24 protein-coding genes and 1 riboswitch are annotated in these 22,021 nt (G+C 66.5%); of the genes, 13 read left to right on the top strand and 11 right to left on the bottom strand.

The genetic code is table 11. The annotated features are described in order from the left end of the window. The first annotated feature begins 42 nt into the window (after nt 1-42). Together GD628_RS04635 and GD628_RS04640 are read left to right on the top strand one after the other, a co-directional pair. Entirely contained in the window at nt 43-1,068 is a 1,026-nt protein-coding gene (locus GD628_RS04635; protein ID WP_091601279.1) for an LLM class flavin-dependent oxidoreductase, read from the top strand. 46 nt (nt 1,069-1,114) lie between these two features. Further along, on the top strand, nt 1,115-1,615 hold the full coding sequence (locus GD628_RS04640) for a GNAT family N-acetyltransferase (protein ID WP_193313193.1): 501 nt from the start codon (nt 1,115-1,117) through the stop codon (nt 1,613-1,615). Nucleotides 1,616-1,647: 32 nt separating this feature from the next. On the opposite strand, the gene GD628_RS04645 is transcribed toward GD628_RS04640, so the two are convergent. The 3 genes from GD628_RS04645 to GD628_RS04655 form a co-directional block, all read right to left on the bottom strand. Further along, nucleotides 1,648-2,121, bottom strand: a complete 474-nt coding sequence (locus tag GD628_RS04645; RefSeq protein ID WP_152273950.1) for a hypothetical protein — start codon at nt 2,119-2,121, stop codon at nt 1,648-1,650. A 125-nt stretch (nt 2,122-2,246) separates the two neighbouring features. Next, nucleotides 2,247-2,546: a hypothetical protein gene (locus tag GD628_RS04650; protein WP_091601273.1), complete on the bottom strand. Its 300-nt coding sequence runs from the start codon at nt 2,544-2,546 to the stop codon at nt 2,247-2,249. A gap of 154 nt (nt 2,547-2,700) precedes the next feature. Next, nucleotides 2,701-2,928, bottom strand: a complete 228-nt coding sequence (locus GD628_RS04655; protein WP_091601569.1) for a hexameric tyrosine-coordinated heme protein — start codon at nt 2,926-2,928, stop codon at nt 2,701-2,703. A 91-nt stretch (nt 2,929-3,019) separates the two neighbouring features. Between GD628_RS04655 and GD628_RS04660 the strand changes: the two genes are divergently transcribed. Next, nucleotides 3,020-3,640, top strand: a complete 621-nt coding sequence (locus tag GD628_RS04660) for a flavin reductase family protein (RefSeq protein ID WP_152273951.1) — start codon at nt 3,020-3,022, stop codon at nt 3,638-3,640. A gap of 214 nt (nt 3,641-3,854) precedes the next feature. Then, nucleotides 3,855-5,636 carry a BCCT family transporter gene (locus GD628_RS04665; protein ID WP_152273952.1) on the top strand — a complete coding sequence of 594 codons (1,782 nt, stop codon included), beginning with the start codon at nt 3,855-3,857 and terminating at the stop codon, nt 5,634-5,636. Between the two features lie 83 nt (nt 5,637-5,719). Here the strand turns inward: GD628_RS04665 and GD628_RS04670 are convergent, their stop codons facing one another. The 3 genes from GD628_RS04670 to uriH are packed head-to-tail and all read right to left on the bottom strand — an operon-like array spanning nt 5,720 to nt 9,032. After that, nucleotides 5,720-6,634, bottom strand: coding sequence for a ribokinase (locus tag GD628_RS04670; RefSeq protein WP_152273953.1), 915 nt, complete (start codon nt 6,632-6,634; stop codon nt 5,720-5,722). Between the two features lie 29 nt (nt 6,635-6,663). Beyond that, complete coding sequence (uriT, locus tag GD628_RS04675; RefSeq protein WP_476726878.1) at nt 6,664-8,088, bottom strand: uridine transporter UriT; 1,425 nt, start codon at nt 8,086-8,088, stop codon at nt 6,664-6,666. Further along, entirely contained in the window at nt 8,085-9,032 is a 948-nt protein-coding gene (gene uriH, locus GD628_RS04680; protein ID WP_091601260.1) for a uridine-preferring nucleoside hydrolase UriH, read from the bottom strand. Before uriH ends, uriT begins: the two co-directional genes overlap by 4 nt. A gap of 370 nt (nt 9,033-9,402) precedes the next feature. Beyond that, nucleotides 9,403-9,470: riboswitch (guanidine-III (ykkC-III) riboswitch) on the top strand. A 10-nt stretch (nt 9,471-9,480) separates the two neighbouring features. Between uriH and GD628_RS04685 the strand changes: the two genes are divergently transcribed. Beyond that, nucleotides 9,481-9,795, top strand: a complete 315-nt coding sequence (locus GD628_RS04685; protein WP_091601258.1) for a DMT family transporter — start codon at nt 9,481-9,483, stop codon at nt 9,793-9,795. A 2-nt stretch (nt 9,796-9,797) separates the two neighbouring features. Continuing rightward, entirely contained in the window at nt 9,798-10,148 is a 351-nt protein-coding gene (locus tag GD628_RS04690; RefSeq protein WP_152273954.1) for a DMT family transporter, read from the top strand. Nucleotides 10,149-10,178: 30 nt separating this feature from the next. Here GD628_RS04690 and GD628_RS04695 read toward each other — a convergent pair whose 3' ends face one another. After that, nucleotides 10,179-11,705, bottom strand: a complete 1,527-nt coding sequence (locus GD628_RS04695; protein ID WP_152273955.1) for an acetyl-CoA hydrolase/transferase family protein — start codon at nt 11,703-11,705, stop codon at nt 10,179-10,181. Nucleotides 11,706-11,933: 228 nt separating this feature from the next. Between GD628_RS04695 and GD628_RS04700 the strand changes: the two genes are divergently transcribed. Together GD628_RS04700 and GD628_RS04705 are read left to right on the top strand one after the other, a co-directional pair. Next, complete coding sequence (locus GD628_RS04700) at nt 11,934-12,965, top strand: M14 family zinc carboxypeptidase (protein ID WP_152273956.1); 1,032 nt, start codon at nt 11,934-11,936, stop codon at nt 12,963-12,965. A gap of 214 nt (nt 12,966-13,179) precedes the next feature. Beyond that, complete coding sequence (locus GD628_RS04705; RefSeq protein WP_152273957.1) at nt 13,180-14,670, top strand: amino acid permease; 1,491 nt, start codon at nt 13,180-13,182, stop codon at nt 14,668-14,670. On the opposite strand, the gene GD628_RS04710 is transcribed toward GD628_RS04705, so the two are convergent. From GD628_RS04710 to GD628_RS04720, 3 genes are read right to left on the bottom strand one after another with little or no spacing between them, the layout of a single operon-like run. After that, the gene (locus GD628_RS04710) at nt 14,667-16,190 is read right to left on the bottom strand and encodes a HAMP domain-containing sensor histidine kinase (protein WP_152273958.1); all 1,524 of its coding nucleotides are present in this window, start codon (nt 16,188-16,190) and stop codon (nt 14,667-14,669) included. The genes GD628_RS04705 and GD628_RS04710 overlap by 4 nt on opposite strands. Nucleotides 16,191-16,197: 7 nt before the next feature. After that, on the bottom strand, nt 16,198-16,941 hold the full coding sequence (locus GD628_RS04715; protein WP_152273959.1) for a response regulator transcription factor: 744 nt from the start codon (nt 16,939-16,941) through the stop codon (nt 16,198-16,200). Between the two features lie 47 nt (nt 16,942-16,988). Then, the gene (locus GD628_RS04720) at nt 16,989-18,287 is read right to left on the bottom strand and encodes an MFS transporter (protein ID WP_226802336.1); all 1,299 of its coding nucleotides are present in this window, start codon (nt 18,285-18,287) and stop codon (nt 16,989-16,991) included. Nucleotides 18,288-18,413: 126 nt separating this feature from the next. Between GD628_RS04720 and GD628_RS04725 the strand changes: the two genes are divergently transcribed. The 3 genes from GD628_RS04725 to GD628_RS04735 all read left to right on the top strand — a co-directional run bounded on the left by GD628_RS04725 (nt 18,414) and on the right by GD628_RS04735 (nt 19,711). Then, nucleotides 18,414-18,884: a hypothetical protein gene (locus GD628_RS04725; protein WP_141653621.1), complete on the top strand. Its 471-nt coding sequence runs from the start codon at nt 18,414-18,416 to the stop codon at nt 18,882-18,884. Nucleotides 18,885-18,944: 60 nt separating this feature from the next. Continuing rightward, on the top strand, nt 18,945-19,262 hold the full coding sequence (locus tag GD628_RS04730; RefSeq protein WP_152273960.1) for a hypothetical protein: 318 nt from the start codon (nt 18,945-18,947) through the stop codon (nt 19,260-19,262). A gap of 74 nt (nt 19,263-19,336) precedes the next feature. After that, complete coding sequence (locus GD628_RS04735) at nt 19,337-19,711, top strand: DUF1622 domain-containing protein (RefSeq protein WP_091601563.1); 375 nt, start codon at nt 19,337-19,339, stop codon at nt 19,709-19,711. Here the strand turns inward: GD628_RS04735 and GD628_RS04740 are convergent. Next, on the bottom strand, nt 19,706-20,200 hold the full coding sequence (locus GD628_RS04740) for a hypothetical protein (RefSeq protein ID WP_152273961.1): 495 nt from the start codon (nt 20,198-20,200) through the stop codon (nt 19,706-19,708). The two genes, GD628_RS04735 and GD628_RS04740, sit on opposite strands and share 6 nt — an antisense overlap. Nucleotides 20,201-20,402: 202 nt before the next feature. On the opposite strand from GD628_RS04740, the gene GD628_RS04745 reads away from it, so the two are divergent. Further along, the gene (locus tag GD628_RS04745; protein ID WP_091601241.1) at nt 20,403-20,648 is read left to right on the top strand and encodes a PLDc N-terminal domain-containing protein; all 246 of its coding nucleotides are present in this window, start codon (nt 20,403-20,405) and stop codon (nt 20,646-20,648) included. Nucleotides 20,649-20,752: 104 nt separating this feature from the next. Next, nucleotides 20,753-22,015 (top strand): Nramp family divalent metal transporter, encoded by a 1,263-nt coding sequence (locus GD628_RS04750; protein WP_152273962.1) that lies wholly within the window; start codon nt 20,753-20,755, stop codon nt 22,013-22,015. Nucleotides 22,016-22,021 lie beyond the last annotated feature (6 nt).

A 22,021-nucleotide genomic window follows, 5' to 3' on the forward strand; every position in this document is an offset into this window, starting at 1 on the left:
AAAAGTACCGTCCGGAATATCCGGGGCAATACATGCGCTGGCATGAATGTGAAGAAGATTGGATTCCTTTCCTTTGGCCACTATCAGGACGTCCCCGGTTCGCTGACGCCCACGGCAGGCGATGCCCTGCTGCAGGCCATCGAACTCGCGGTTGCTGCCGAGGAGGTGGGTGCTGACGGAGCGTTCGTGCGGGTGCACCACTTCGCTCCGCAGCAGGCGTCCCCGTTCCCGCTGCTCGCCGCCATGGCAGCACGCACATCGCGGATCGACCTGGGCACCGGCGTCATTGACATGAGGTACGAAAACCCGCTGTACATGGCCGAAGAAGCCGCCGCGACTGACCTGATCAGCGGCGGCAGGCTGCAGCTTGGGATTAGCCGGGGATCCCCCGAGCCCGCGCTGCGTGGCGCGGAGTCATTCGGCTATGTTCCCGGCGAGGGACAGAACGACGCCGATATGGCCCGCCAGCACACCGAAATCTTCCGTGCCGCCATCACCGGCCGCGGCATGGCACCGGCCAACCCGCAGATGACCGGGCACGCCGGCCTGCTGCCCATCGAGCCGCAGTCTCCCGGGCTGAGCGACCGCATCTGGTGGGGTTCGGGAACCCGGGCAACCGCGAAGTGGACAGGCGAGCAGGGCATGAACCTGATGAGCTCCACCCTGCTCACGGAGGACACCGGCGTTCCTTTCGATGAACTGCAGGCCGAGCAGATCCACGCCTACCACGAGGCCTGGAAAGCCGCAGGGCACCCCGGGCAGGGCAAAGTTTCCGTCAGCCGCAGCGTTATCCCGCTGGTCAGCGAACAGGACCGGCGCTACTTCGGGCTCCGTGCACAGGCTGAAGCGAAGGACCAGGTGGGCCGGCTCGAAGGCGGGCTGGCGCGGTTCGGTCGCAGCTTTGTGGGCGAACCGGACGTCATCGCCAAGGAACTGGCCGACGACGCCGCCGTCCAGCTGGCAGACACCGTGCTGGTCACGGTGCCCAACCAGCTCGGGGTCGACTACAACGCGGCACTGCTGGAGAACATCGTCAAGCTCGTGGCACCCGACGCCGGCTGGCGGTAAGGCATGCAGGCCTCCTGCAGGGAACCCCAGCGGTAGGATCAGGCACATGAAGAAAGGAAATGGCCAGGTGGTCCTGCGAGCCTGCCGCGGTGAGGCGGAGTACCCGGCGCTCGTTGACATCTGGCGCAGCGCAGTCCGTGCTACCCATGATTTCCTCGACGGATCCGACTTCACCCGGATCGAATCCCGTCTCGCTTCCGACTACTTTCCGGCCGTAACCCTCACGGTCGCGGAGAAGGACGGGAAGCCGGTCGGGTTCGCCGGCGTCCACGGCGACTCGCTGGAGATGCTCTTCGTCTCCGATGCAGTGCGTGGGCAGGGCATCGGCACCGCTCTCCTCTCCGGGGTCATTGCCCATCAGGGGGTTTCCAAGGTTGACGTGAACGAGCAGAACCACGGGGCCTACGGCTTCTACGTCAGTCGAGGCTTCGTCCGAGTGGGGCGCAGCGAGCTCGACGCGGACTCTCGACCGTCCGACCCTTCACATGGAGCTGTCGACGAACCGCTGAGTGGGCGGCGCCTGGCCGCCAGAAGCGGCGTCTTATAACGCCCGACGCCGGATGGCAGCAGTCCGCCTGCTCACCCGGCGGTGCCCGTGATGGCGGCGGCGATCACCGCACCGGCGCCGTCCTGGACCTGACCGTTGAGGCGCAGCGCGTTGACCCGTTCGAGCGGCTCGTTCAGCGGCGCCGTGCGCGGTTCGCCGTCGCAGGCCAGGGTCATGACGTCCAAGCCGGTCCAGGACGACCCTGTACGGACGCTTGCACCAAAGCTGGCTTCGCCGCCGCCGAAACAGGCCACGTTAATGCCCTCGATGCGGGCGTCCGACTCATAATCCAGCGTTATGCCTTCATCAGGCAGGGGAACTGCGTCGTGCTGCAGTGCGAGAAAGCTGCCCGCACCGAGGAAGTTCGCACTCGCCGCCTCGCTTTCCACAAAGGCGTCCGCCTGCGCCTGGGCTGCCTGCAATTCAGGTTCCGGAAGCGAACTGCAGGACGCCAGCGCCGTCGAAAGCACCACTGGAAGAACAAGAAGGTATCGGCGTCGGCGCATGGCAGGGAGCCTACACTGCCATGCCCGAAGGTGCCCGACGGCACTTCCTCCGAATCCACATTGCAGAAACTGCCCGTTTGAAGGCTCAAACGGGCAGTTTCTGCAATGTCGGGGAAGGGAGCCGGTTACTTCCGGCGGCCGAACACCAGGGACGCCAAAGCGGTCGCTGCCGTGACGGTGTAGACCGAGGGCCAGGCGCCGAGCTTCTTGGCCAGCGGGTGGGAGAGGCCGAAGGCCGCCACGTAGGTGGAGGTGAGCGCGACGGCGGTGCCCGTGCCGGCGTCGCGCTTCCACAGGGCGAAGGCTGCGGCACCTGCAGCGGCCAGAACCGCGCCGCCGAGCTGCCGGTTGCCGGTGTCGCGGGCAGTCTTGAAGCCGCCGATCAGGCCGGCGGAAGTGATGAGCGGGGTCAGCAGGGATGCCACGGTGTTCTCCTTTGGATCGACTGCCTCCAGCCTAACCCCGCCTTTCGGAAGGACTGGGCCAGAGCCTCTCGGCACTCAAGTCCGCCGTCGATCCGCAGAACCTGTTCCGGCGCAACCACAACATCGCGCCCTCCGCGCCTGAGCCCCCAAGCGTTCAGCGCCAGTAGTTGTTGGCCGCAGCGATGGTGGCGAACTCAATGGCCACCACGTGCGACGACGCGATGAGCTCCTCGGGGTCCGTCGTGTAGACGTCGCGTCCGGCCCGGAGTACGTTCTCATCCGGCTGGATCGCATAAATGCTGTGCAGTGCCAGTTCCAGGGCCAGCTTGCGGCCCTCCTCCGGCGTCGCGGTCACAAGGGAGTTACCCGGAATGAGTTCCATGCTGCACCTGGTTTCGTGTAGGTCGGTCACAAACCCCATTCCAACGATTCCAGCCCGTCCCGCTTTTGGGAACGCCGCTAAGCTCAACACCATGAGAACGGACTTCGATCCCGCCGAAATGGGCGGCCGCAGCTTCTACCGCCTGCTTACCTCCGTGGTGGTCCCCCGCCCCATCGCCTGGGTTTCCTCCGTATCCGCGGCGGGAGTGGAGAACCTCGCCCCGCACTCCTTCTTCACCATCGCCTCGGTCAATCCGCCGGTGGTCTCCTTCACTTCCGTGGGCGAAAAGGACTCGCTGCGCAACATCCGGGAGACGGGCGAGTTCGTCATCAGCCTGACGCCCGAGGACATGTTCGAAGCCGTCAACGCCACCGGCACCGGTTTCGCCGCCGAGGTCAGCGAGTTCGACGCCGCCGGCATCGCCGCCGAGCCCAGCGCCACCGTCCGGCCGCCTCGGGTCGCCGGCTCCCCCGTGGCCCTGGAATGCAGGCTGCGTGAGATCCACCCGGTGGGCGACTGCTTTGTTGTCTACGGCGAAATCCTCCGGGCGGCAGTGCGTTCGGACACGCTCGACGCCGATTCACATCCGCGGATCGAAGCGCTGCGCCCGCTGTCCCGGCTGGGCCTGAACGAATGGGGAACAGTTGGCGGCGTCCGGGAAATCACGCGGATTCCTGCCGATGAATGGCCCGGACACTACGGCGGGAACTAACCGCCGCGGAGCCCCGTGAAAGAGGCAAGCGAGACTCCAGGGGCGCGTTTTTTCCCCACGCGCCGAATCTCTTCCTCCCAGTCACTTTGTGCTACCAGTTTCAACACCCGGCGGTATCTCAGTACGCTTATAGACGGTGCAAGTCGCCGCAGCAAGAGCATCCGCCAGAAAAAGTCTGAAGTGCTTGACAAAAGCGCAGGAGGAGAAACTGGGAATGACCGCCACACAAGGCGCTGGTACCGGAGAAGACCCCGAAACGAAACCAACGGGGAATGAGCCTTCCACGAAGGTGGACCGGGAACCCCCCGCAGGCACGCCGAAGGCCGGCAACAAAATTTCCCGCTGGGTCTTCTGGCCCGGCGCTGCCATCATCGTGGTGTTCGCGGTCTTCGCAATCGTGTTCCCGGATGCAGCCACGGAAATGTTCAATTCCGTGCAGAGCAACGTCATCCGCTGGTTCGGCTGGTACTACGTCGCCGCCATTGCCGTCTTCGTGGTGTTCGCACTGTGGATCGGCCTCAGCCGGTACGGCGACATCAAGCTGGGCAAGGACGAGGACGAGCCCGAGTTCTCAATCCGTTCCTGGTTCTCCCTGCTCTTCGCCGCCGGCATGGGCATCGGCCTGGTGTTCTTCGGCGTTGCAGAGCCGCTGAACCACTTTGCTTCGCCGCGCCCCGGCGTCGAAGGCACCCCCATCCAGCTGGCACAGCAGTCCCTGACGCAGACCTACCTCCACTGGGGCCTTCATGCCTGGGCCATCTACGTCGTGGTAGGTGTCTCCATCGCCTACGCCGTGCACCGGAAGGGGCGGCCGATCTCGATCCGCTGGACCCTGGAGCCGCTGCTGGGCAAGCGCCGCGTTTCCGGCGGCTGGGGCAACCTGATCGACGTCGTTGCACTGGTTGGCACCCTCTTCGGTGTGGCAACTTCGCTTGGCCTGGGCGTGCTGCAGATTTCCGCCGGCCTGGAAGAAGCCAACATCATGCAGGCCACCCAGATGACGCAGGTTGGCCTGATCCTCGGCATCACCACCCTCACCATCGCTTCGCTGGTCTCCGGCGTGGGCAAGGGCATGAAGTGGCTCTCCAACATCAACCTGATGCTCGCCGGCCTGCTGCTTCTGTTCGTCCTGTTCGCCGGCCCCACCCTGTTCCTCCTGCGCGAATTCGTGCAGTCAATCGGCAACTACCTGCAGAACGTTATTGGCCTGACCTTCAACACGCTGGCCTTCTCCGGCGCCGAGGGTGAAGCCTGGCAGGCGGCCTGGACCACCTTCTACTGGGGCTGGTGGATTTCCTGGGCACCGTTCGTAGGCATCTTCATTGCCCGTGTGTCCAAGGGACGCACCGTCCGGCAGTTCGTCGCAGGCGTGCTGCTGGTTCCCAGCATCGTTGGGTTCCTCTGGTTCTCCGTCCTGGGCGGCACTGCGATCTACCGTGAACTGTTTGGCGAAGGAGGCCTGGTAGGCGCCGACGGCACGGTGGACACCGAAGGCGCACTGTTCGGCATGCTGGGCGGCCTGCCCGGCGGCACGGCGCTGACCATCGGAACGGTGGTGCTCATCGCCATCTTCTTCATCACCTCCGCTGACTCCGGCGCCCTGGTTATGGGCATGCTCTCCACCGGCGGCGATGTTGAACCGAAGAACTGGATTCGGATTTTCTGGGCACTCTCCGCCGCTGCCGTGGCCATTGCGCTGCTGCTAGCCAACGGCCTGGAGGCCATCCAAACGGCGGCCATCCTGACGGCGGTGCCATTCAGCGTGGTCATCCTGCTGATGTGCGTGGCGACGGCCAAGGCCTTCCATCAGGAACACGAGACCCTCATGCGTGCCCAGCGGAAGCTGGCCCGGGACCAGATCACGGCCCACGTGACCGAACAAGTCCAGGACACCATGCAGGAACACTACGAGGACCACGTGGCAACCCAGGTGGACGCCGCCGTGAAGAGACAGTGGCGGCGGACGGGTGGGTCCCACAAGGCACCGAAGTCCTGACGTTCCGTCCCCGTAACAGGAGAGGCCCTGCACCGTGTGGTGCAGGGCCTCTCCTGTCTGTAACCGTCTGGCGGAAAACCGTTCTAGTCCAGCAGGTCCCGCAGGACCGGGTAGGAGGACTGCGCGCCTTCGCGGGTGGCAGCCAGGGCACCGGCACGCGCTGCGAACCGGGCGGCCTCGGCCAGGGATTCGCCGGCAGCGAGCCGTGCTGCCGTGGCTGCCGTAAAGGCATCCCCGCACCCCGTGGTGTCCACTGCGGTCACCTTGGTCGGCTCAACGCGCACCACGCGCGCGTCCCCGGCCGCGGTTCCATCCAGTACGACGGCGCCGTCCCCGCCGAGGGTGATGATGGTCCGGCGCACCCCCAGTGCGTCCAGGGCAGCGAGAACCGCTTCCCAGTCCGCAGCAGGGTCCGCGAGCCCCGTCACCAGCGCGGCTTCGTGCGCGTTCAGCAGCAGCACGTCGGTCAGCCCGAGCAGTTCCGCCGGCACGTCGCGGTAAGGCGAGAGGTTCAGCAGCACCTGGGCACCGGCGTCGTGCCCTGCCCTGGCCGCAGCGGTGACCGCCTCAAGCGGCACCTCCAGGCTCAGCGTGAGCACGGCAGCGCCGTCGAACAGGTCTGCCGGCAGTTCAGCGCCCGTCACGGTTCCGTTGGCGCCCGGGGACACAATGATCGTGTTTTCGCCGGCGGCGTCCACGACGATCATGGCGGTACCCGTAGCGGTGCCGGTGCGGCGCAGCACGCGGGACGCGTCAACACCGGCACTGGAGGCGGCGGCGAGCAGCAGATCGCCGTTCCCATCCGCACCCACGGCACCGAACAGGCGCACGTCCGCGCCGAGGATCGCGGCGGCGGCGGCCTGGTTGGCGCTCTTGCCGCCCGGGACGATCACCAGCTCGGACCCGTTGAGGGTCTCCCCCGGTGAGGGGAAGCGCTCGGTGCGGACGGTCAGGTCCGCGTTGAGCGACCCAACAACAACGACTTTTCCTGCAGGCATGCGGGATTCTCCTTGGGAACGGGCTGGCGTCAGCGGTCAGCCGGGGCGCCGACCGGCACCTCGGCTGCGACCGGTTTGGGGATGAGGAAGGACGCGGCGAGGGCCAGCACCAGGATGACCAGACCGGCAACGATACCGCCGTAGTAGCCTCCGGCACCGCCGTCGGCCGGCGTGGTGGCCGTCTTGACCGCGTAGATCACGGCAAAGCTGAGGCCCGCACCCAGGTTGAACGCGCCCGCGTTCAGGCCGGGAAGGAAGCCCGGGTTCTCCTTGGGTGAGAGCACGATGCCCAGGCCGTTGAGCATGATGTTGCCGATTCCCGCGTAGGTGATACCGATCAGCACGGACACGCCCAGCAGGCCCAGCTTCGAGTCGCTGCCCACCACCAGGAGCACCAGGGTGAGACCAATGACCGAACCGATCATGCCGATGCGGAGTACCTTGCCGTAGCCCAGGGTCGCCGCCAGGCGCCCTGCGATCGGGCCGACGATCAGGCCGGCGATGGCGTACGGGGTCAGGGTCCACCAGGCGGATTCCTCAGCACCCATGCCGAAGCCGATGACGCCGTCCTGCGCCAGTGCCGGAATAATGCCGTTCATGACCGCAAAGACGCCGGTCATGGTCAGCAGCGTGGTCAGCAGCAGGGCCCAGGTGGAGCGCTGCTTCAGCAGGTAGGTGGCAACCAGCGGCTGTTCGGTGCGATTTTCAACCTTCCAGAACACGGCGAACGCAACCACGGCCACCACGATCAGTCCGATAACCAGCGGCCAGTTGGCGTCCGCCAGCTTGCCGGCTTCGTTGAAGGCGGTCAGCAGGGTGCCAACGGAGATGACCAGCGGCACGACGCCGACCCAGTCCATCTTTTCCTTCTTCTCTGCCGTGCATTCCGGTGCCAGGAACAGCAGCAGCGCGGTGGCGACTGCACCAACGGCGGCCATGGCCCAGAAGACCGAGGCGAAGCCGTGATTCTGCGCCAGGTAGCCGCCGGCGATGGCGTCTACGCCCGCAATGCCGCCGTTGACGGCGGTAATGACGCCCATCAAAGTGCCGTAGAGCTTGGCGTCGCGGATTTCGACGCGCAGCATGATCAGCGTCAGCGGAACAACAGGTCCGGAGACGCCCTGGATCAGGCGGGCAATGAAGAGGACCTCGATGCTGGGAGCAAGCGCCGCGACCACCGAACCGATGGTCAGCACAATCAGCATTCCGGCGAGGACCTTCTTGCGGCCAATGATGTCGCCAAGCCGGGGCAGGAACAGGGAGAACAGTGCGGCGGCGGTGAAGAACGCCGTCTGGGTCAGGCCAACGGCGGCAGAGGTGGTGTTCAGTTCCTCTTCGATGGTGACCAGTGCCGGGGAGAGCATGGAGGCGTTGAGCTGGAACGCAACGCAGGCGGCCAGCAGCGCCGCCATCAGCGCGCCTACATTGACGCGTCGCTGGGCGGTGGCGCTCACAGGTCCACCTCGCCGATGCGCTCGAGGGCGTCTACCACCAGGCCCCAGAACTTGTCCTGGTCCAGTTCCATGGCGACGGAGGTGTTGCAGTCAGCCGGCGCCGGGGCTCGGAAGTCCGCCACGGTCATGCCGAGGGTGAGGGTTCCGGTCAGCTCGACGTCCAGCGGCACGCGCTGGGTCGTCATCACCGAGGGGTCGATCACGTAGGCAACGGCACAGGGATCGTGCACCGGCGGGAAGTCGAAGCCCTGGGCGTCCTTGTACGTGTGGCCGAAGAATTCGAGCAGTTCACCGACGAACTTGGCCGGCTTGGTGCCGACGGCGGCGATGCGCTCGGCGACCTCGTCCGTGGCCAGCGCCTGGTGGGTCAGGTCAAGGCCCACCATGGTCAGCGGCCACTTCTCATTGAAGACGATGTGGGCTGCTTCGGGGTCGATGATGATGTTGAACTCAGCCACGGCGGACCAGTTGCCCACGTGGTAGCCGCCGCCCATCAGCACGACTTCCTTGACCCGCTCGGCCAGCCGCGGTTCCTTGCGCACGGCCATGGCGATGTTGGTCAGCCCACCGGTGGGAACCAGGGTGACGGTGCCCGGCTCGTGGGACATGACCGTGTCGATGATCAGGTCCACGGCGTGGCGGGAATCGAGTTCAACGGTCGGTTCGGGCAGCTCGGGGCCGTCCATGCCGGACTCGCCGTGGATGTCCGGAGCGTTCTCGATGGTGCGCACCAGGGGCCGGTCGCAGCCCGCGGCGAACGGAACACCTGTGATATTTGCGACACGCGCAATCGCGAGCGCGTTGCGGGTTACCTTCTCAAGTGTCTGGTTTCCGACGACGGTGGTCACCGCCAGGAGCTCGATCTCCGGGCTGCCGTGTGCCAGCAGCAGGGCGACCGCATCATCGTGGCCGGGATCGCAGTCCAGGATGATTTTGTGGGGCATTGCTTCTCCGCTTCGTTGAGGTTCCAAACGCCGGGGACCGTAGTCCCGGCGTCGCAGTGCCCCGCTCTGGCACTCCGGGGCGCGCGCGGCTGTGCGGACGCAACGGATGTGCAGGAGTGTCTTGGCTGCTGCCGGGCCGGCTCTCGGGGAGGGGGTCCGGTCAGTGCCTAAGGCCCGTGCTGGGCGGGCACAGGGTTAACGATATCGGCGAAGCTGGTCCGGATGCGCCGCCGCCGGAAACCGGATGGGTGCTGGCGCCGAGACGATTTGGTGCACCGCTCGGGGGTGCTTATCCTTTGCCGGGGTCCCCTCCCCGGGGCAATGGTGACCCGGCACGCGGCACGGAATTCCAGGATTTGCTACCTTGGTGGCAGGGCCGTGAATACTCCGGCCCCCGGACGACGGTTCAGTACCCGGCACGCGACAAGACTGGCCAAAGGAGCTAGCCATGTCATGGGTTGTCCTCATCGCCTCCGGGATGCTTGAAGCCGTATGGGCCACAGCGCTGGGGAAGTCGAACAACTTCAAGAAACCCGTTCCCACCCTGATCTTCGCCGTCGCGCTTGCCGCCAGCATGGCCGGCCTCGCCTGGGCGATGCTCGGCATCCCCGTGGGCACCGCATACGCCGTGTGGGTGGGGATCGGCGCCGTGCTGACAGCCGGGTACGCCATGCTGTTCGGCGGCGAGAAGGCCACCGTCATCAAGGTGGTGCTGCTGATGGGAATCGTCGGCTGCGTTGTTGGCCTGAAGCTGGTGGCATAGCCATGGCCTGGATCATTCTCCTGCTGAGCGCCGTCCTTGAAGCCGTCTGGGCCACCGCGCTGGAAGCTTCCAACGGCTTCACCGTCCTGGTGCCGTCGATCGTCTTCGCCGTGGCGGCTGCACTGTCCATGGCCGGCCTCGGCTACGCAATGAAGCACATCGCCATTAGTACCGCCTATGCGGTGTGGACCGGACTGGGAGCCGTCCTCACGGTGGCCTGGGCCATGTTCACCGGTACCGAGGAACCCGGCGTGCTGAAGGTGCTGTTCCTGGCCGGGATTGTCGGCTGCGTGATTGGCCTGAAGTTCGTGGACAAGCCGGCTCCCGTGCCCGCCGACCGCTCAGGCTCCTGATCCGGCAGCCGGCAGCGCACGGGGCAAGAGTTAGCTGCTCACAGTCTCCGGAAGGCTGGTACCGGTCTCGACGAACCGCTGGTGGAAGGCCAGGGACTCATCGAGCAGGTGCGGGGTGTGTTTGCCCACCGATTCCCGGCTGGCACGGTCGAAGTAATCCTGCAGCAGCGGCTGGAAGTCCGGGTGCGCGCACTTGTCGATGATGGTCCGGGCCCGCTGCTTCGGGGACAGGCCGCGGAGGTCCGCCAGGCCACGCTCGGTGATGATGAGCATGGTGTCGTGTTCGGTGTGGTCCACGTGGGACGCCATCGGCACAATCCCGGAAATCTTTCCGCCCTTGGCCGTGCTCGGGGACATAAACGCGGACAGGAACCCGTTGCGGGCAAAGTCCCCCGACCCGCCGATGCCGTTCATCATGGCGGTTCCACCCACGTGGGTGGAGTTCACGTTGCCGTAGATGTCCGCCTCGATCATGCCGTTCATGGCGATGCAGCCCAGCCGGCGGATCAGCTCGGGGTGGTTTGAGATCTCCTGGGTCCGCAGGATGATCCGCTTGCGGTAGAACTCGATGTTGGAGTTGAACTCCTCGATCCCCGCCGGGCTCAGCGAGAAGGAGGTTGCCGACGCCACCCGGATCACGCCGTCCCGGATCAGCTCCAGCATCCCGTCCTGGATCACCTCGGTGTATGCGGTGAGTCCGGTGTACCCGGCGCCGGCGAGACCGGCCAGCACCGCGTTGGCGATGTTGCCGACGCCGGACTGCAGCGGGAGCAGCTTGTCCGTCAGGCGCCCGGCCTGGATTTCAGACTCGAAAAAGTCCAGCAGGTGCCCGGCAATCTGCTGCGAGGTTTCATCCGGTGCGGCGAAGGGCGTCATCCGGTCCGGGGCATCGGTTTCGACGACGGCAACCACCTTTTCCGGATCCAGGCGCAGGTAGGGCTCACCGATGCGGTCGTCCGGGTTGACCAGCGGAATCGGCTTGCGGTGCGGGGGCAGGGCGGTTCCGTAGTAAACGTCATGCATGCCGTCCATCGCGGCGGGCTGCTGCGTGTTGACCTCAAGGATGATCTTGTCTGCCTGCTCGATCCAGGTCTTGTTGTTGCCCACCGAGGAGGACGGGATCAGGCTGCCGTCCTCGTTGATGCCCACCACTTCGATAACGGCCAGGTCAATGTGGCCGTAGAACCCGAACCAGGCGTACTGCGCCACGTGCCCCAGGTGGATGTCGATGTACTCGAGTTCGCCGTCGTTGATCCGCTTCCGCAGCGTGGGATCCGACTGGTACGGCAGGCGCAGCTCCATGCCGCGGGCCTTGGCCAGCACGCCGTCGAGCTCCGGGGCGGTGGAGGCGCCGGTGAGCACCTTGATCTGGAAGTCCTCGCCCCGGGTGTGGGCTTCTTCGATCTGCGAGGCGAGCGCCTGGGGCACGGCTTTGGGGTAGCCGGCGCCCGTGAAGCCGCTCATCGCTACCGTCATTCCCGGCTTGATCATCGCTGCTGCCTGCTCCGCAGACATGACGAGTTCGGAGAGTCCGGGATGGGAAATACGGTCGCGCATAACTGGCCTTTCAAAGAACGAATCAAACAACCCTATCCGCAGCTGAGCGCCAGCTCACATTCGGCACCGCTTCCGAACCTGCGTCCCATGACTCAAAATGTGCTCTGACGTGGCCTTATATAGGACACTCCGCGAAAAGAGAAGACTGCGCGCCCTTCGATTGACACATCCATCCGGCCCGGTTTCACTGCTTGGACCGCACCCCGCGCTACCTGAGGAGAGACCCCCATGAGGATCCCGAAAACAGCTGCAGCACTCTCGATTGCTGCCCTGCTCGCAGCCGGCACGGCAGTTCCCGCCGCCGCCGTCGGTGAAGGGCCGAACTACAACGGCAACGAGACCATCAACACCTCGATCCTTCGCACCTATGACGAGGTGGTGGCGGAGCTGAAGAAGCAGGACGCCAAGCAGCCGGCAATGGAGCTGGAAGTGATTGGGCAGTCCGTGAAGGGCCGCGACCTGTACCTCGCGAAGTACATCAGCAACCCGGACAACCCCACCATCCTGTACCTGACGCAGCAGCACGGCAATGAACAGCTCACCACCGAGGGCGCCCTGGAGTTCGTGAAGCACCTCGGCACCGGCAAGACCAAGGGCGTGCTCGACGGCGTCAACATCCTGATTGTGCCGATGCTCAACCCGGACGGAGCGATGGGCGACGTCGACTTCCCGCTGGACGGCTACATCGCCACCGGCCGCACGCTCACACGCGCCAATGCCACCGGCACGGACCTGAACCGGGACCATGTGGCAAAGATCCAGCCGGAGACGCAGGCCCTGCACAACAACGTGATGCGCGCCTACGACATCGACTACATGATCGACCTGCACCACCAGGGCACGCAGAGCGAGCGCGACGGCAAGCTCGTCTCCGGATCGATCCTTTACCCGACGACGCCGAACGCCTCCCCCGAGGTGGTTCAAGGTTCGAAGCAGCTCGGTGCCGTGGTGTTCAACGCGATCGATTCCACCGGCTGGGGCCACCTGGGCCGATACGTGGGCGGTTCCGCGGAGACCATCAGCCGCAACGGCATTGCGGTTGAGTACGGCATCTCCACCCTGCTGTTCGAAATGCGCGGCATGTCGGACAACACCAACCCCTCCGCCGTACTGGGCCAGAAGAGCAACGGCTACCTGATCAAGCAAACCGTCACCACCCTCGATGCCACGGCCCGGGCCATCTCCGACGGCTCGATCGGGACCACCGACACGTCTATCTGGGACACGCTGGCGGAACAGACCACCCGTCCCGGCGAATAACTCCCCCAACCCGCGAAGGCGCAGTTCCCGCACGGGCTGCGCCTTCGCCGGTTAGGGGGCACTTGGCCGAGCCGAGCAGGGGGCACTTGGCCGAGCCGAGCAGGGGGCGCTTGGCCGAGCCGGGCGGAGAAAAAGCCGTATAGGGTTCCGGCCGGGGCGAACGGGGCAGATACTTCCATGCAGCACCACCGTCCATGATGTCCAAGGAGCCAATATGTCCGCGGCAAACAGGGAAACCTCCGTCTTCCGGCGCAAGCCCATTGAGCTGACTGAAGACGAGGCATCCGGTTCCAAACTCTTCAAGGGCCTGGGCCTGTGGCAGCTGACGGCCATCGGCGTGGGCGGCATCATCGGCATCGGCATCTTTACCCTGGCGGGGCTGGTGGCCAACGGAGGGCCCGACGCCGAGGGCGTGGGTCCGGCGGTCCTGATCTCCTTCCTGATCGCCGGGCTGGCGAGCGCCGCGGCGGCGCTGTCCTACGCCGAGTTCGCCGGGATGGTGCCGCGCGCCGGGTCCGCCTACACCTACGGCTATGTGGCCCTCGGGGAGATCATCGGCTGGTTCATCGGCTGGGACCTGCTGCTTGAATACACGGCGATCGTCGCCGTCGTCGCCATTGGCATTTCCGGGTACTTCACCGAGTTCATGGCCGGGATCGGCCTGGATGTGCCGGTATGGATGCAGGGCACCGGCGACGTCGTGGAAGGCGGCGCGGTCAACTTGCCGGCCCTGGTGGTCTGCCTGTTCATCACGTTCATCCTGAGCCGGGGAACCAAGACATTCGGCCGCTTTGAACTGGTGGCGGTGGGACTGAAGGTCCTGCTGATCCTGTTCATCATTGGCCTGGGCATCTTCTTCATCAACACGTCCAACTACACGCCGTTCCTGCCCAACGGGTTCGGCGCAGTGTTCACGGGCGCCGCCACGGTGTTCTTCGCGGTGTTCGGTTACGACGCCATGTCCACCGCCGCCGAAGAGGCCAAGGACGGCAAGAAGCACATGCCCAAGGCCATCCTGCTGTCCCTCGGCATCGCCATGGTGCTGTACATCCTGGCTACCCTGGTGCTCACCGGCATGCAGAACTACACCGAGATCAGCCCCACGGCAGGATTCGCATCAGCGTTCCAGAACGTTGGCCTGCCGGTGATCGCCACCGTGATCTCCGCGTTCGCCGTCCTGTCCATCCTGACCGTGATGCTGACCTTCCTGCTCGGCGTCACCCGGGTCTGGTTCTCGATGAGCCGGGACGGGCTGCTGCCCCGGTGGTTCTCCGCCACTGACAACAACGGAACCCCGCAGCGCGTGACCTGGATTGCCGGCGGCGTCTCCGCCCTGCTGGCCGGGTTCTTCCCGATCCGCGCCGTGGCGGACCTGACCAACATCGGCATCCTGGCAGCGTTCGTGGTGGTCTGCATCGCCGTGATTGTGCTGCGCCGGACCCAGCCGGACGCTCCACGGGAGTTCAGGCTCCCGCTGATGCCCTGGATCCCGGCTTTCGGCGTGCTGGCCTCGGCGTTCCTCATTTCCCAGCTGCACTGGGAAACCTGGCTGCGGTTCGCCGTCTGGCTGCTGATCGGAATGGCCGTGTACTGGTTCTACAGCCGGAAACACTCGCTGCTGAATCCGGACAGCCCGCGGCACACGGACTCCGGCGGAACCGGGCCGGCTCCCTCCGCCTCGCCGGAACCGGGCAGCACGGGTTAGGCCTTCCGGGCGGGTGCCGGTGCGGTTCCGCCCGCCGGCAGCCGGACCGTAAAGACCGTCCGTCCGGGACGGCTGTCCACACCCATGGTGCCGTTGTGGGCCTTGACGATGGCCACCACAATCGCCAGTCCCAGGCCGGTGGACCCGGACAGGCTGCTGCGTGCGGTGTCCGCCCGGGCGAATCGGGAGAAGATGCGGTCCTGAAAGTCTGGGGGAATGCCGGGTCCGTCGTCCGCCACGGTCAGGACGCTCCCGCCGTCGGGCTCTCCAGCCAGGGCCAGATGCACGGTGGTCCCGGGTCCGGTGTGCTTTCCGGCGTTGCTGAGCAGGTTGATCATGACCTGGCGCAGCTGGCCGGGATCCCCCTGCACCAGGACCGGTTCCTCCGGCAGCGCCAGCACCCAATGGTGGTCCGGTGAGGCAACCTGCGCGTCGGACAGCGATTCAACGGCCAGCTGGGACAGGTCCACTTCAACGGGTTCCGCGGTACGCCCTTCATCCAGGCGGGCGAGGAGCAGGAGGTCTTCCACGAGGCCGCTCATGCGCAGCGACTCCGCCTCCACCCGGCCCAGGAACTGCGTGGCCTGGGGGCTCAGGTCCTCGGTCAGCCGGACCATTTCGGTATAGCCGCGGATCGTGGTGAGCGGGGTGCGCAGTTCGTGGCTGGCATCCGCCACGAATCGCCGGACCTGCATCTCACTGCGCTGCCGCTCCCCCAGTGCGTTGGCCACGTTGTCCAGCATCCGGTTGAAGGCCAGGCCCACGCTCCCCACCTCGGTGCCCGGATGGGCCAGGGATTCGGGCACCCGCTCCGGAAGCTCGACGTCGCCGGCCGCCAGCGGCATGGTGGCCACCTGGGTGGCGATCTCGGAGACTTCCTCGAGCGGTTCGAGCGAACGCCGGATGATCAGGTAACCGAGCACTCCGGTGAGGGCCATGCCCGCGGCGGACACACCGGCAATGGTCAGCCCCAGGGACAGCAGCGTGCTGTTCGTTTCGGCCAGGGGGAGGCCGGACACAACGACGCCGCCGTTCGTTCCGGGCTGCGGCTGGGCAACCAGGCGGTACTCACCGAGGGAGAGGATACGGGTGACGGGCTGGCCGTCTGCCGGCAGAGATGCGAGCTCCCGGGCATCCTCCCCGGACAGGGCTGCGCGGGTTCCGTCCGGCTGCACCACGCCGGCGCTGGCCACCGTGCCGTCCGTGACGCGTGCACCCAGCATCCCGATCCGGCCCTGGCCGGGAGCGTCCAGCGGGTCCGGTGCCATGCCGGGAAGGTACTGCGGGGCGCCGGGCGGCGGCTGGAAGCTGACGGCCCGGTCAGAGGCGTCCAGCAGCTCAGTGTCCAGCTGCCGAACCAGGAAAACGTTCATGACGGCGTGGCTGAAGAACCCAATGGTGAGGCACGTCAGCAGCAGCAGGCCCAGGGTTGCCGCCAGCAGTTTGCTGCGCAGCCGCCAGCCGCCCAGCCGCCGGACCAGCCCGCTGCGCAGCTGCCGCAAGCGCGCCGCGGCGCTCATGTGGCGCTCATGTGGCCGGCTTGAGCACGTAGCCCGCACCGCGGACGGTGTGGATCATGGGAGCGCGTCCGGCGTCGATTTTCTTGCGCAGGTAGGAGATGTAGAGCTCCACAATGTTGGCCTGTCCGCCGAAGTCGTAGTCCCAGACCCGGTCCAGGATCTGGGATTTACTGACCACGCGGCGCGGGTTCTCCATCAGGAAGCGCAGGAGGTCGAACTGCGTGGCGGTGAGCTGGATTTCGTCGCCCCCGCGGGTGACTTCACGGGTGTCCAGGTTCAGCACCAGGTCCCCGACCACCAGCTCGGCGCTGTCCGCGGAGGCAGCCCCGGAACGCTGCACCAGGCGGTGCAGGCGCAGCAGCACCTCCTGCATGCTGAACGGCTTGGTCACGTAGTCGTCCCCGCCGGCCGCCAGACCCGTGAGCCTGTCCTCCACTGAGTCCTTGGCGGTGAGGAACAGTGCCGGCACGTCCGGATCGAAGCTGCGGATCTTGGTGAGGACTTCCACGCCGTCGAACTCCGGCAGCATGACATCCAGCACCAGGACGTCCGGGCGGAACTCGCGGGCACGCGCGACGGCGGAGCGGCCGTCGCCTGCCACCGCCACCTCCCAGCCGGCCATCCGCAGGCCCATGCTGACCAGGTCCGCCAGGTTCGGTTCGTCGTCCACCACCAGTGCACGGATGGGAGTGCCGTCCGGATGCGTGAGCCGGGGCAGGTCCGCAACAAAATTCTTCGATGCTTCGGTCAACGTGTGCCTTCCCTGGATGCTGCCCTGAATCTGTGCCCGAAGGGCTGCTACTCCGGCAGGCGGGGGTTTCCGGTCCCGGCCGCTTCCCTTCCGGTTCCATTCTCCCCTTCCGGGCTTTCGCCGTCCTGATCCGCTGCTGTGCGGGGGCTGTGAGAACCGGATCCGGCCGCCCGCCGGCCGAGCCGGAGATAGGCCAGCCCCACCAGCACGCACACCAGGTAGGACGCACCGATGAAGATCCAGCCGTCCAGGAAGTCCCCGGAGTATTCCAGGAGCAGGCCCATTGCCAGCGGGCCGGTGGCGAACCCGGCGTACATGCCCAGGGATACGGCGCCCGACGCCGCTCCCACACGTTCCTTGGGTACCTCTCGCAGGACGCCGGCCATCACCACGACGTTCACGCCGAGGACGGACGCGCCGTGGAAGACCACACCGGCCCAGAGCAGCGCCGGGTTGCCGGTTTCACCGGCGGCCAGCAGGAGCGCCGCACCGCAGATGGCCCCGGCGGCCAGGATGAGCAGCAGGGTTGAGGCACGGACGCCTTCGGCCATGCGCCGGCCCCACAGCACCCGGGAGGCCACCCCCACCACTCCGGCGGCCGCGGCCGTGGCTCCGGCAAGCAGCAGCGAGAAGCCCAGTTCCCGCTGCGCAAACAGCGGCAGGTAGACGTTGGTGGCCTGCATGCCGGCACCCGAGAAGAGCGCGAATGCGGCCAGCAGCCATACCGCCGTGGGGAACCGGCGTTCGGCGGACGGACGTTCCCGCTCCGTTCCCGACGTTCCACGGGGTTCTGCCGGCAGCCGCTGCCAGGCGTAGGCCAGCAGCAGGCCCAGCACCAGTGCTGCTCCGACGGCGGCTCCGCGCCAGCCGGCGAACAGGGCGGCGGCGGGGAAGAACAGGCTGGAAAACAGCTGGCTGGCCTGCACGCCGGACTGCTTGATGCCCATCCACCCCGGCCGTTTTCCCGGCTGGACCGCGTGGATGATGATCCGGTTGGTGGTGGGGTTGGAGATGGCCTGCGCAGGCCCGGAGAGCAGGACGGCGGCGAGCAGCCACAGGTAGTTCCCTGACACGGCCATCAGCACCAGGGCCAGGGCCGTGCCGCCGAAGATGATCAGCATTTGGGAGCGGGAGCTGATGCGGTCACTCAGCCGGCCCAGGGACATCGATGACAGTGCGGCGCTGGCGAAACAGGTAGCCGCAAGCAGGCCGAACTGGGATTCACTGATGCCCAGGTCCGCGATGATCAGTGTGCTCGTGGCGGAGATGCCGTAGTTCATGACCGGCCCGGCTCCCATGGCGCAGACGAGCACGAACAGCAAACCGGGGCCGGGGTTGGAGCGCAAAATCTTCCTCTCGTGGAACGACACAAACCATTGTTGCCTGTGTATGCCAGAGTTACGGACAAAAAGGGACTAATATCAGCGGTAGGGTCCGCCGGTCTTGGGCTCTTGTAGCTGGGGGAGAACGAAATGGGCAGTGAGTCTCAGGCAAGCGCGCCTTCGGCACGCCGTCACTCCGTTATGCTTTTCCGCCGCGCCCGCACCGTCCTGGGCGCCCTCATCATCTTCTGGCTGTGGATGCTCCTGGGCAGCGCCGGTTTTGTGGCCTCGCTGTTTGACCGGCCCTTCTACGCCATGCTGGCACTCTATGCGCTGGGCACCCTCACCCTGATTTCCCTGCTGATTGCACCCGTTGCCCTGGCCTACCTGCTGATGAACCGGCCGGGCAAAGTGGCGGCGCAGCAGGCTCCCGCCGCGGCATCGCAGCCGCAGCGTTCCGAGACCGCCCGTCCGGTACGGGTCCAGCAGCCAGTCCCGCCGCAGCGTTCGGTGCGCGCCGACCTGGCTCCGGTCATCCGCATGATTCCGCGGAAGGTCAAGGACAGCAGCACCTCGCTGGGCAACCGTGCCGCCGCGAAATGGCGGGACCTGGCCTCCTAGCCTGCCCGGCCCCGGCCGTTGTGCGGGCCCAATGTCAGTGCCGTCGGCAACAGTTGGCACATGACCGTTACCGCGCACTCCGTCCCGCTCCGCTCTTCCTCCCCGGCCCGACCCCGGGTTTCACACGCCCAGTACCGGCAGGAACCGTACGTGCGGTGCCGCTTCGAGGCTCTGGCAGCGGACGGCAAAGCAGTAGCGTGGACGCGCACCGAGGTGCTGGTGCACTGGATCGACGACGACGGACAGGCCCACAACCGCTGGGTGCCGGCAGCCGCCGTCGTGCGTATTGCGCGGGACGACTCCGCCTGGCGGGATCCGTATGACGACTTCGACTTCTACTATCCGTCCCTGCACGCCTCCGGGGCCCCGGCGCGTTGACACCGCACCGGCGGCCGGGGCTCAGTTGAGGATGACGGATGTTTCCTTCGAGGCAGGCGGGAGCTGTCAGCGGAATGGACTTCCACTACTTCATTGAGACGGCCGGGTCCGTGGTGGACCTGGCCGGAGTCGCCGCGATAGTGGCCGGTGCCGCCGTCGCTTCCGTGCTGGCCGCCCGGGGACTGCTGCAGCGCCGCGAAAAGGTCTATGAGATGTACCGGCAGCAGCTGGGCAGGGCCATCCTGCTGGGCCTGGAGCTGCTGGTGGCTGCGGACATCATCCGGACTGTCGCGGTCACCCCCACGTTCGAGTCGCTCGGGGTGCTGGCGGTCATTGTGCTGATCCGGACGTTCCTGAGCTATTCGCTGCAGCTGGAGGTAACCGGCCGGCTGCCGTGGCAGCGGGCACCCGGCCCGGCGGAGCCTGCAGGACCAAAGCAGGCGCTATAGGCGTGCCGCCTGCTGCCGTCCAGCCGGTTCGGGCCGGGCCCGGAGGGCGGTGACCAGCACCGCCACGGTGACCATGAGGGTGGCGATGCCAAAGGGGTTGGCCAGGGCCGCCGAATATCCCAGCACCTCCGGTCCGGCCAGGGCGGAGAAGACCGATCCTGCCTGGGGCGTACCGAAATCCGGCACGAAGAATCCAAACGCGCCGGCCAGCACGTAGTTGGCGAGCAGCAGCAGCGAGGTCTTCAGGGGCGCACCAAATGGTCGGCGTGCCGCGGCCGCGGCAGTGATCTTTACGGCAGCGGCAAGCATCAGCACGGCCAGCACCGGCCCGGCCGTCAGCGCGAAAATCGAAACCAGGTGCCCCTCGACGCCAAAAAGCATCCGTCCCGCGGTGATCCACAGCGGTACCGGCAGCGCCATGGGAAGGCTCGCACCGGCCAGGACTGCGGTGAAGATTCGGGGCACGGCGGAGGACGGACGGTCAGGCATGCTTCAACCTTAATCTGCGCCGTCCCCCTCCCCTGAACCGAAGGAATGAGGACGTCCCTCCAAATGTCATCTTCAGGGATGATGCCCCAGCAGCCTCCCGCGCCATAATCTGGGTTCAGCACTGGCCGAAAAGCTTCGCCGGCACGCAGTGACCCCCGCGCTTCCACCTTCCTACTGGCCTGCCTGAAAGTGCCCCAAGACCATGTCCGTTGATTTCCTCATGTGGATACCCGCCGCGGTGCTCCTGGCACTGCTCGTCCTGACGTTGACAGCCGGTGCCCTGTTCAGTCTTTTCCGGACCGGGGAAACCACGGGCGGCAAACGGGTGTTCTGGTTCGCCGTGGTGCTCCTGCTGCCCGTCGTGGGAGCGCTGGCCTGGCTTGCCGTGCTCCAGCACAGCACCCGGACTGCTGCCGCCGGAGGCTCCGGAACGGAGCCCCTGGCCTAGCCTCCTACGGATCGCCCGAGATCCCGGCCACCGGTTGCGGCGTTGTTGAGCACGCCTGCTGATAACTGTTAGGCAGTCCGAACTCCCGGTGTTACCTTGGCCTTATGCAGGCTGCTCCCACAGACCCCGCGCCCCGGACCTCCCAGTCCAGGGCGGGAACGCGCCTGCCCTGGCTCCTCGGCCCGGCGCTCGTTGCCGGGGTTGCCTACCTGGACCCCGGCAACGTGGCAAGCAACATGACCGCCGGAGCCCGTTTCGGTTACCTGCTGGTTTGGGTGGTAGTCGCCGGAAACGTGATGGCCTGGCTGGTCCAGTATCTTTCCGCGAAGCTGGGACTGGCCACCGGACGCAGCCTGCCCGAACTGCTCGGCGCCCGGGTACGGTCGGCCCCGGGGCGGAGGCTGTACTGGCTGCAGGCGGAGCTGGTGGCCATGGCCACCGACGTCGCCGAGGTGATTGGCGGCGCCGTCGCACTCTGGCTGCTCTTTGACCTTCCGCTGCTGCTGGGCGGTGCGATTACGGGCGGCGTATCCATGGCGGTGCTGGCCGTGCAGGGCAGCGGACGGCACCGCAGCTTCGAATACGTGATCGTGTCAATGATGGCGATCATCGCCGTCGGCTTCACTGCCGGAGTCTTTGTGGCACCCCCGGATTCCGGCGCCGTGGCGGAGGGCCTGGTACCGCGGTTCGACGGCCCGGATTCGGTCCTGCTCGCGGCGTCCATCCTCGGGGCGACCGTCATGCCGCATGCGATCTACGCACACTCCGCGCTGACCCGTGACCGCTTTCCCGAGCGCTCCGCGGGACTGACCACCTCCACGCTGATCCGCGCCACGCGCTGGGACGTGACCATTGCCCTCGCCGTGGCCGGCACCGTCAACCTCGCCATCCTGCTGCTGGCCGCCACGTCCCTGCAGGGCGTGGACGGGACGGACACCTTGGAAGGCGCCCATGCCGCTATCGGCGGTGCCCTGGGCAGCGGCGTCGCGCTCCTGTTCGCGCTGGGCCTGCTGGCCTCCGGCCTGGCATCGACGTCGGTGGGCGCCTACGCGGGTGCCGAAATCATGCAGGGGCTGCTCAAGGTGCGCATTCCCATGCTGCTGCGGCGGCTGATCACGCTGCTGCCGGCGCTGGCCATCCTGGCTGCCGGGGTGGACCCCACCTGGGCGCTGGTGCTGAGCCAGGTGGTGCTGTCCTTCGGGATCCCGTTCGCCCTGGTGCCGCTGCTGTGGCTGACCACGCGGGCGGACCTGATGGGCGAACACCGCAACCGGTGGTGGACCACCGCGGTGGGTGTTCTGGTAGCCGGTCTGCTCATCACCCTGAACGTGGTGCTGCTGTACCTGACGTTTACGGGCGCCGGGTAGCCGGCA

The organism is Arthrobacter koreensis, assembly GCF_009193255.1.
Taxonomy (GTDB): domain Bacteria; phylum Actinomycetota; class Actinomycetes; order Actinomycetales; family Micrococcaceae; genus Arthrobacter_B; species Arthrobacter_B koreensis.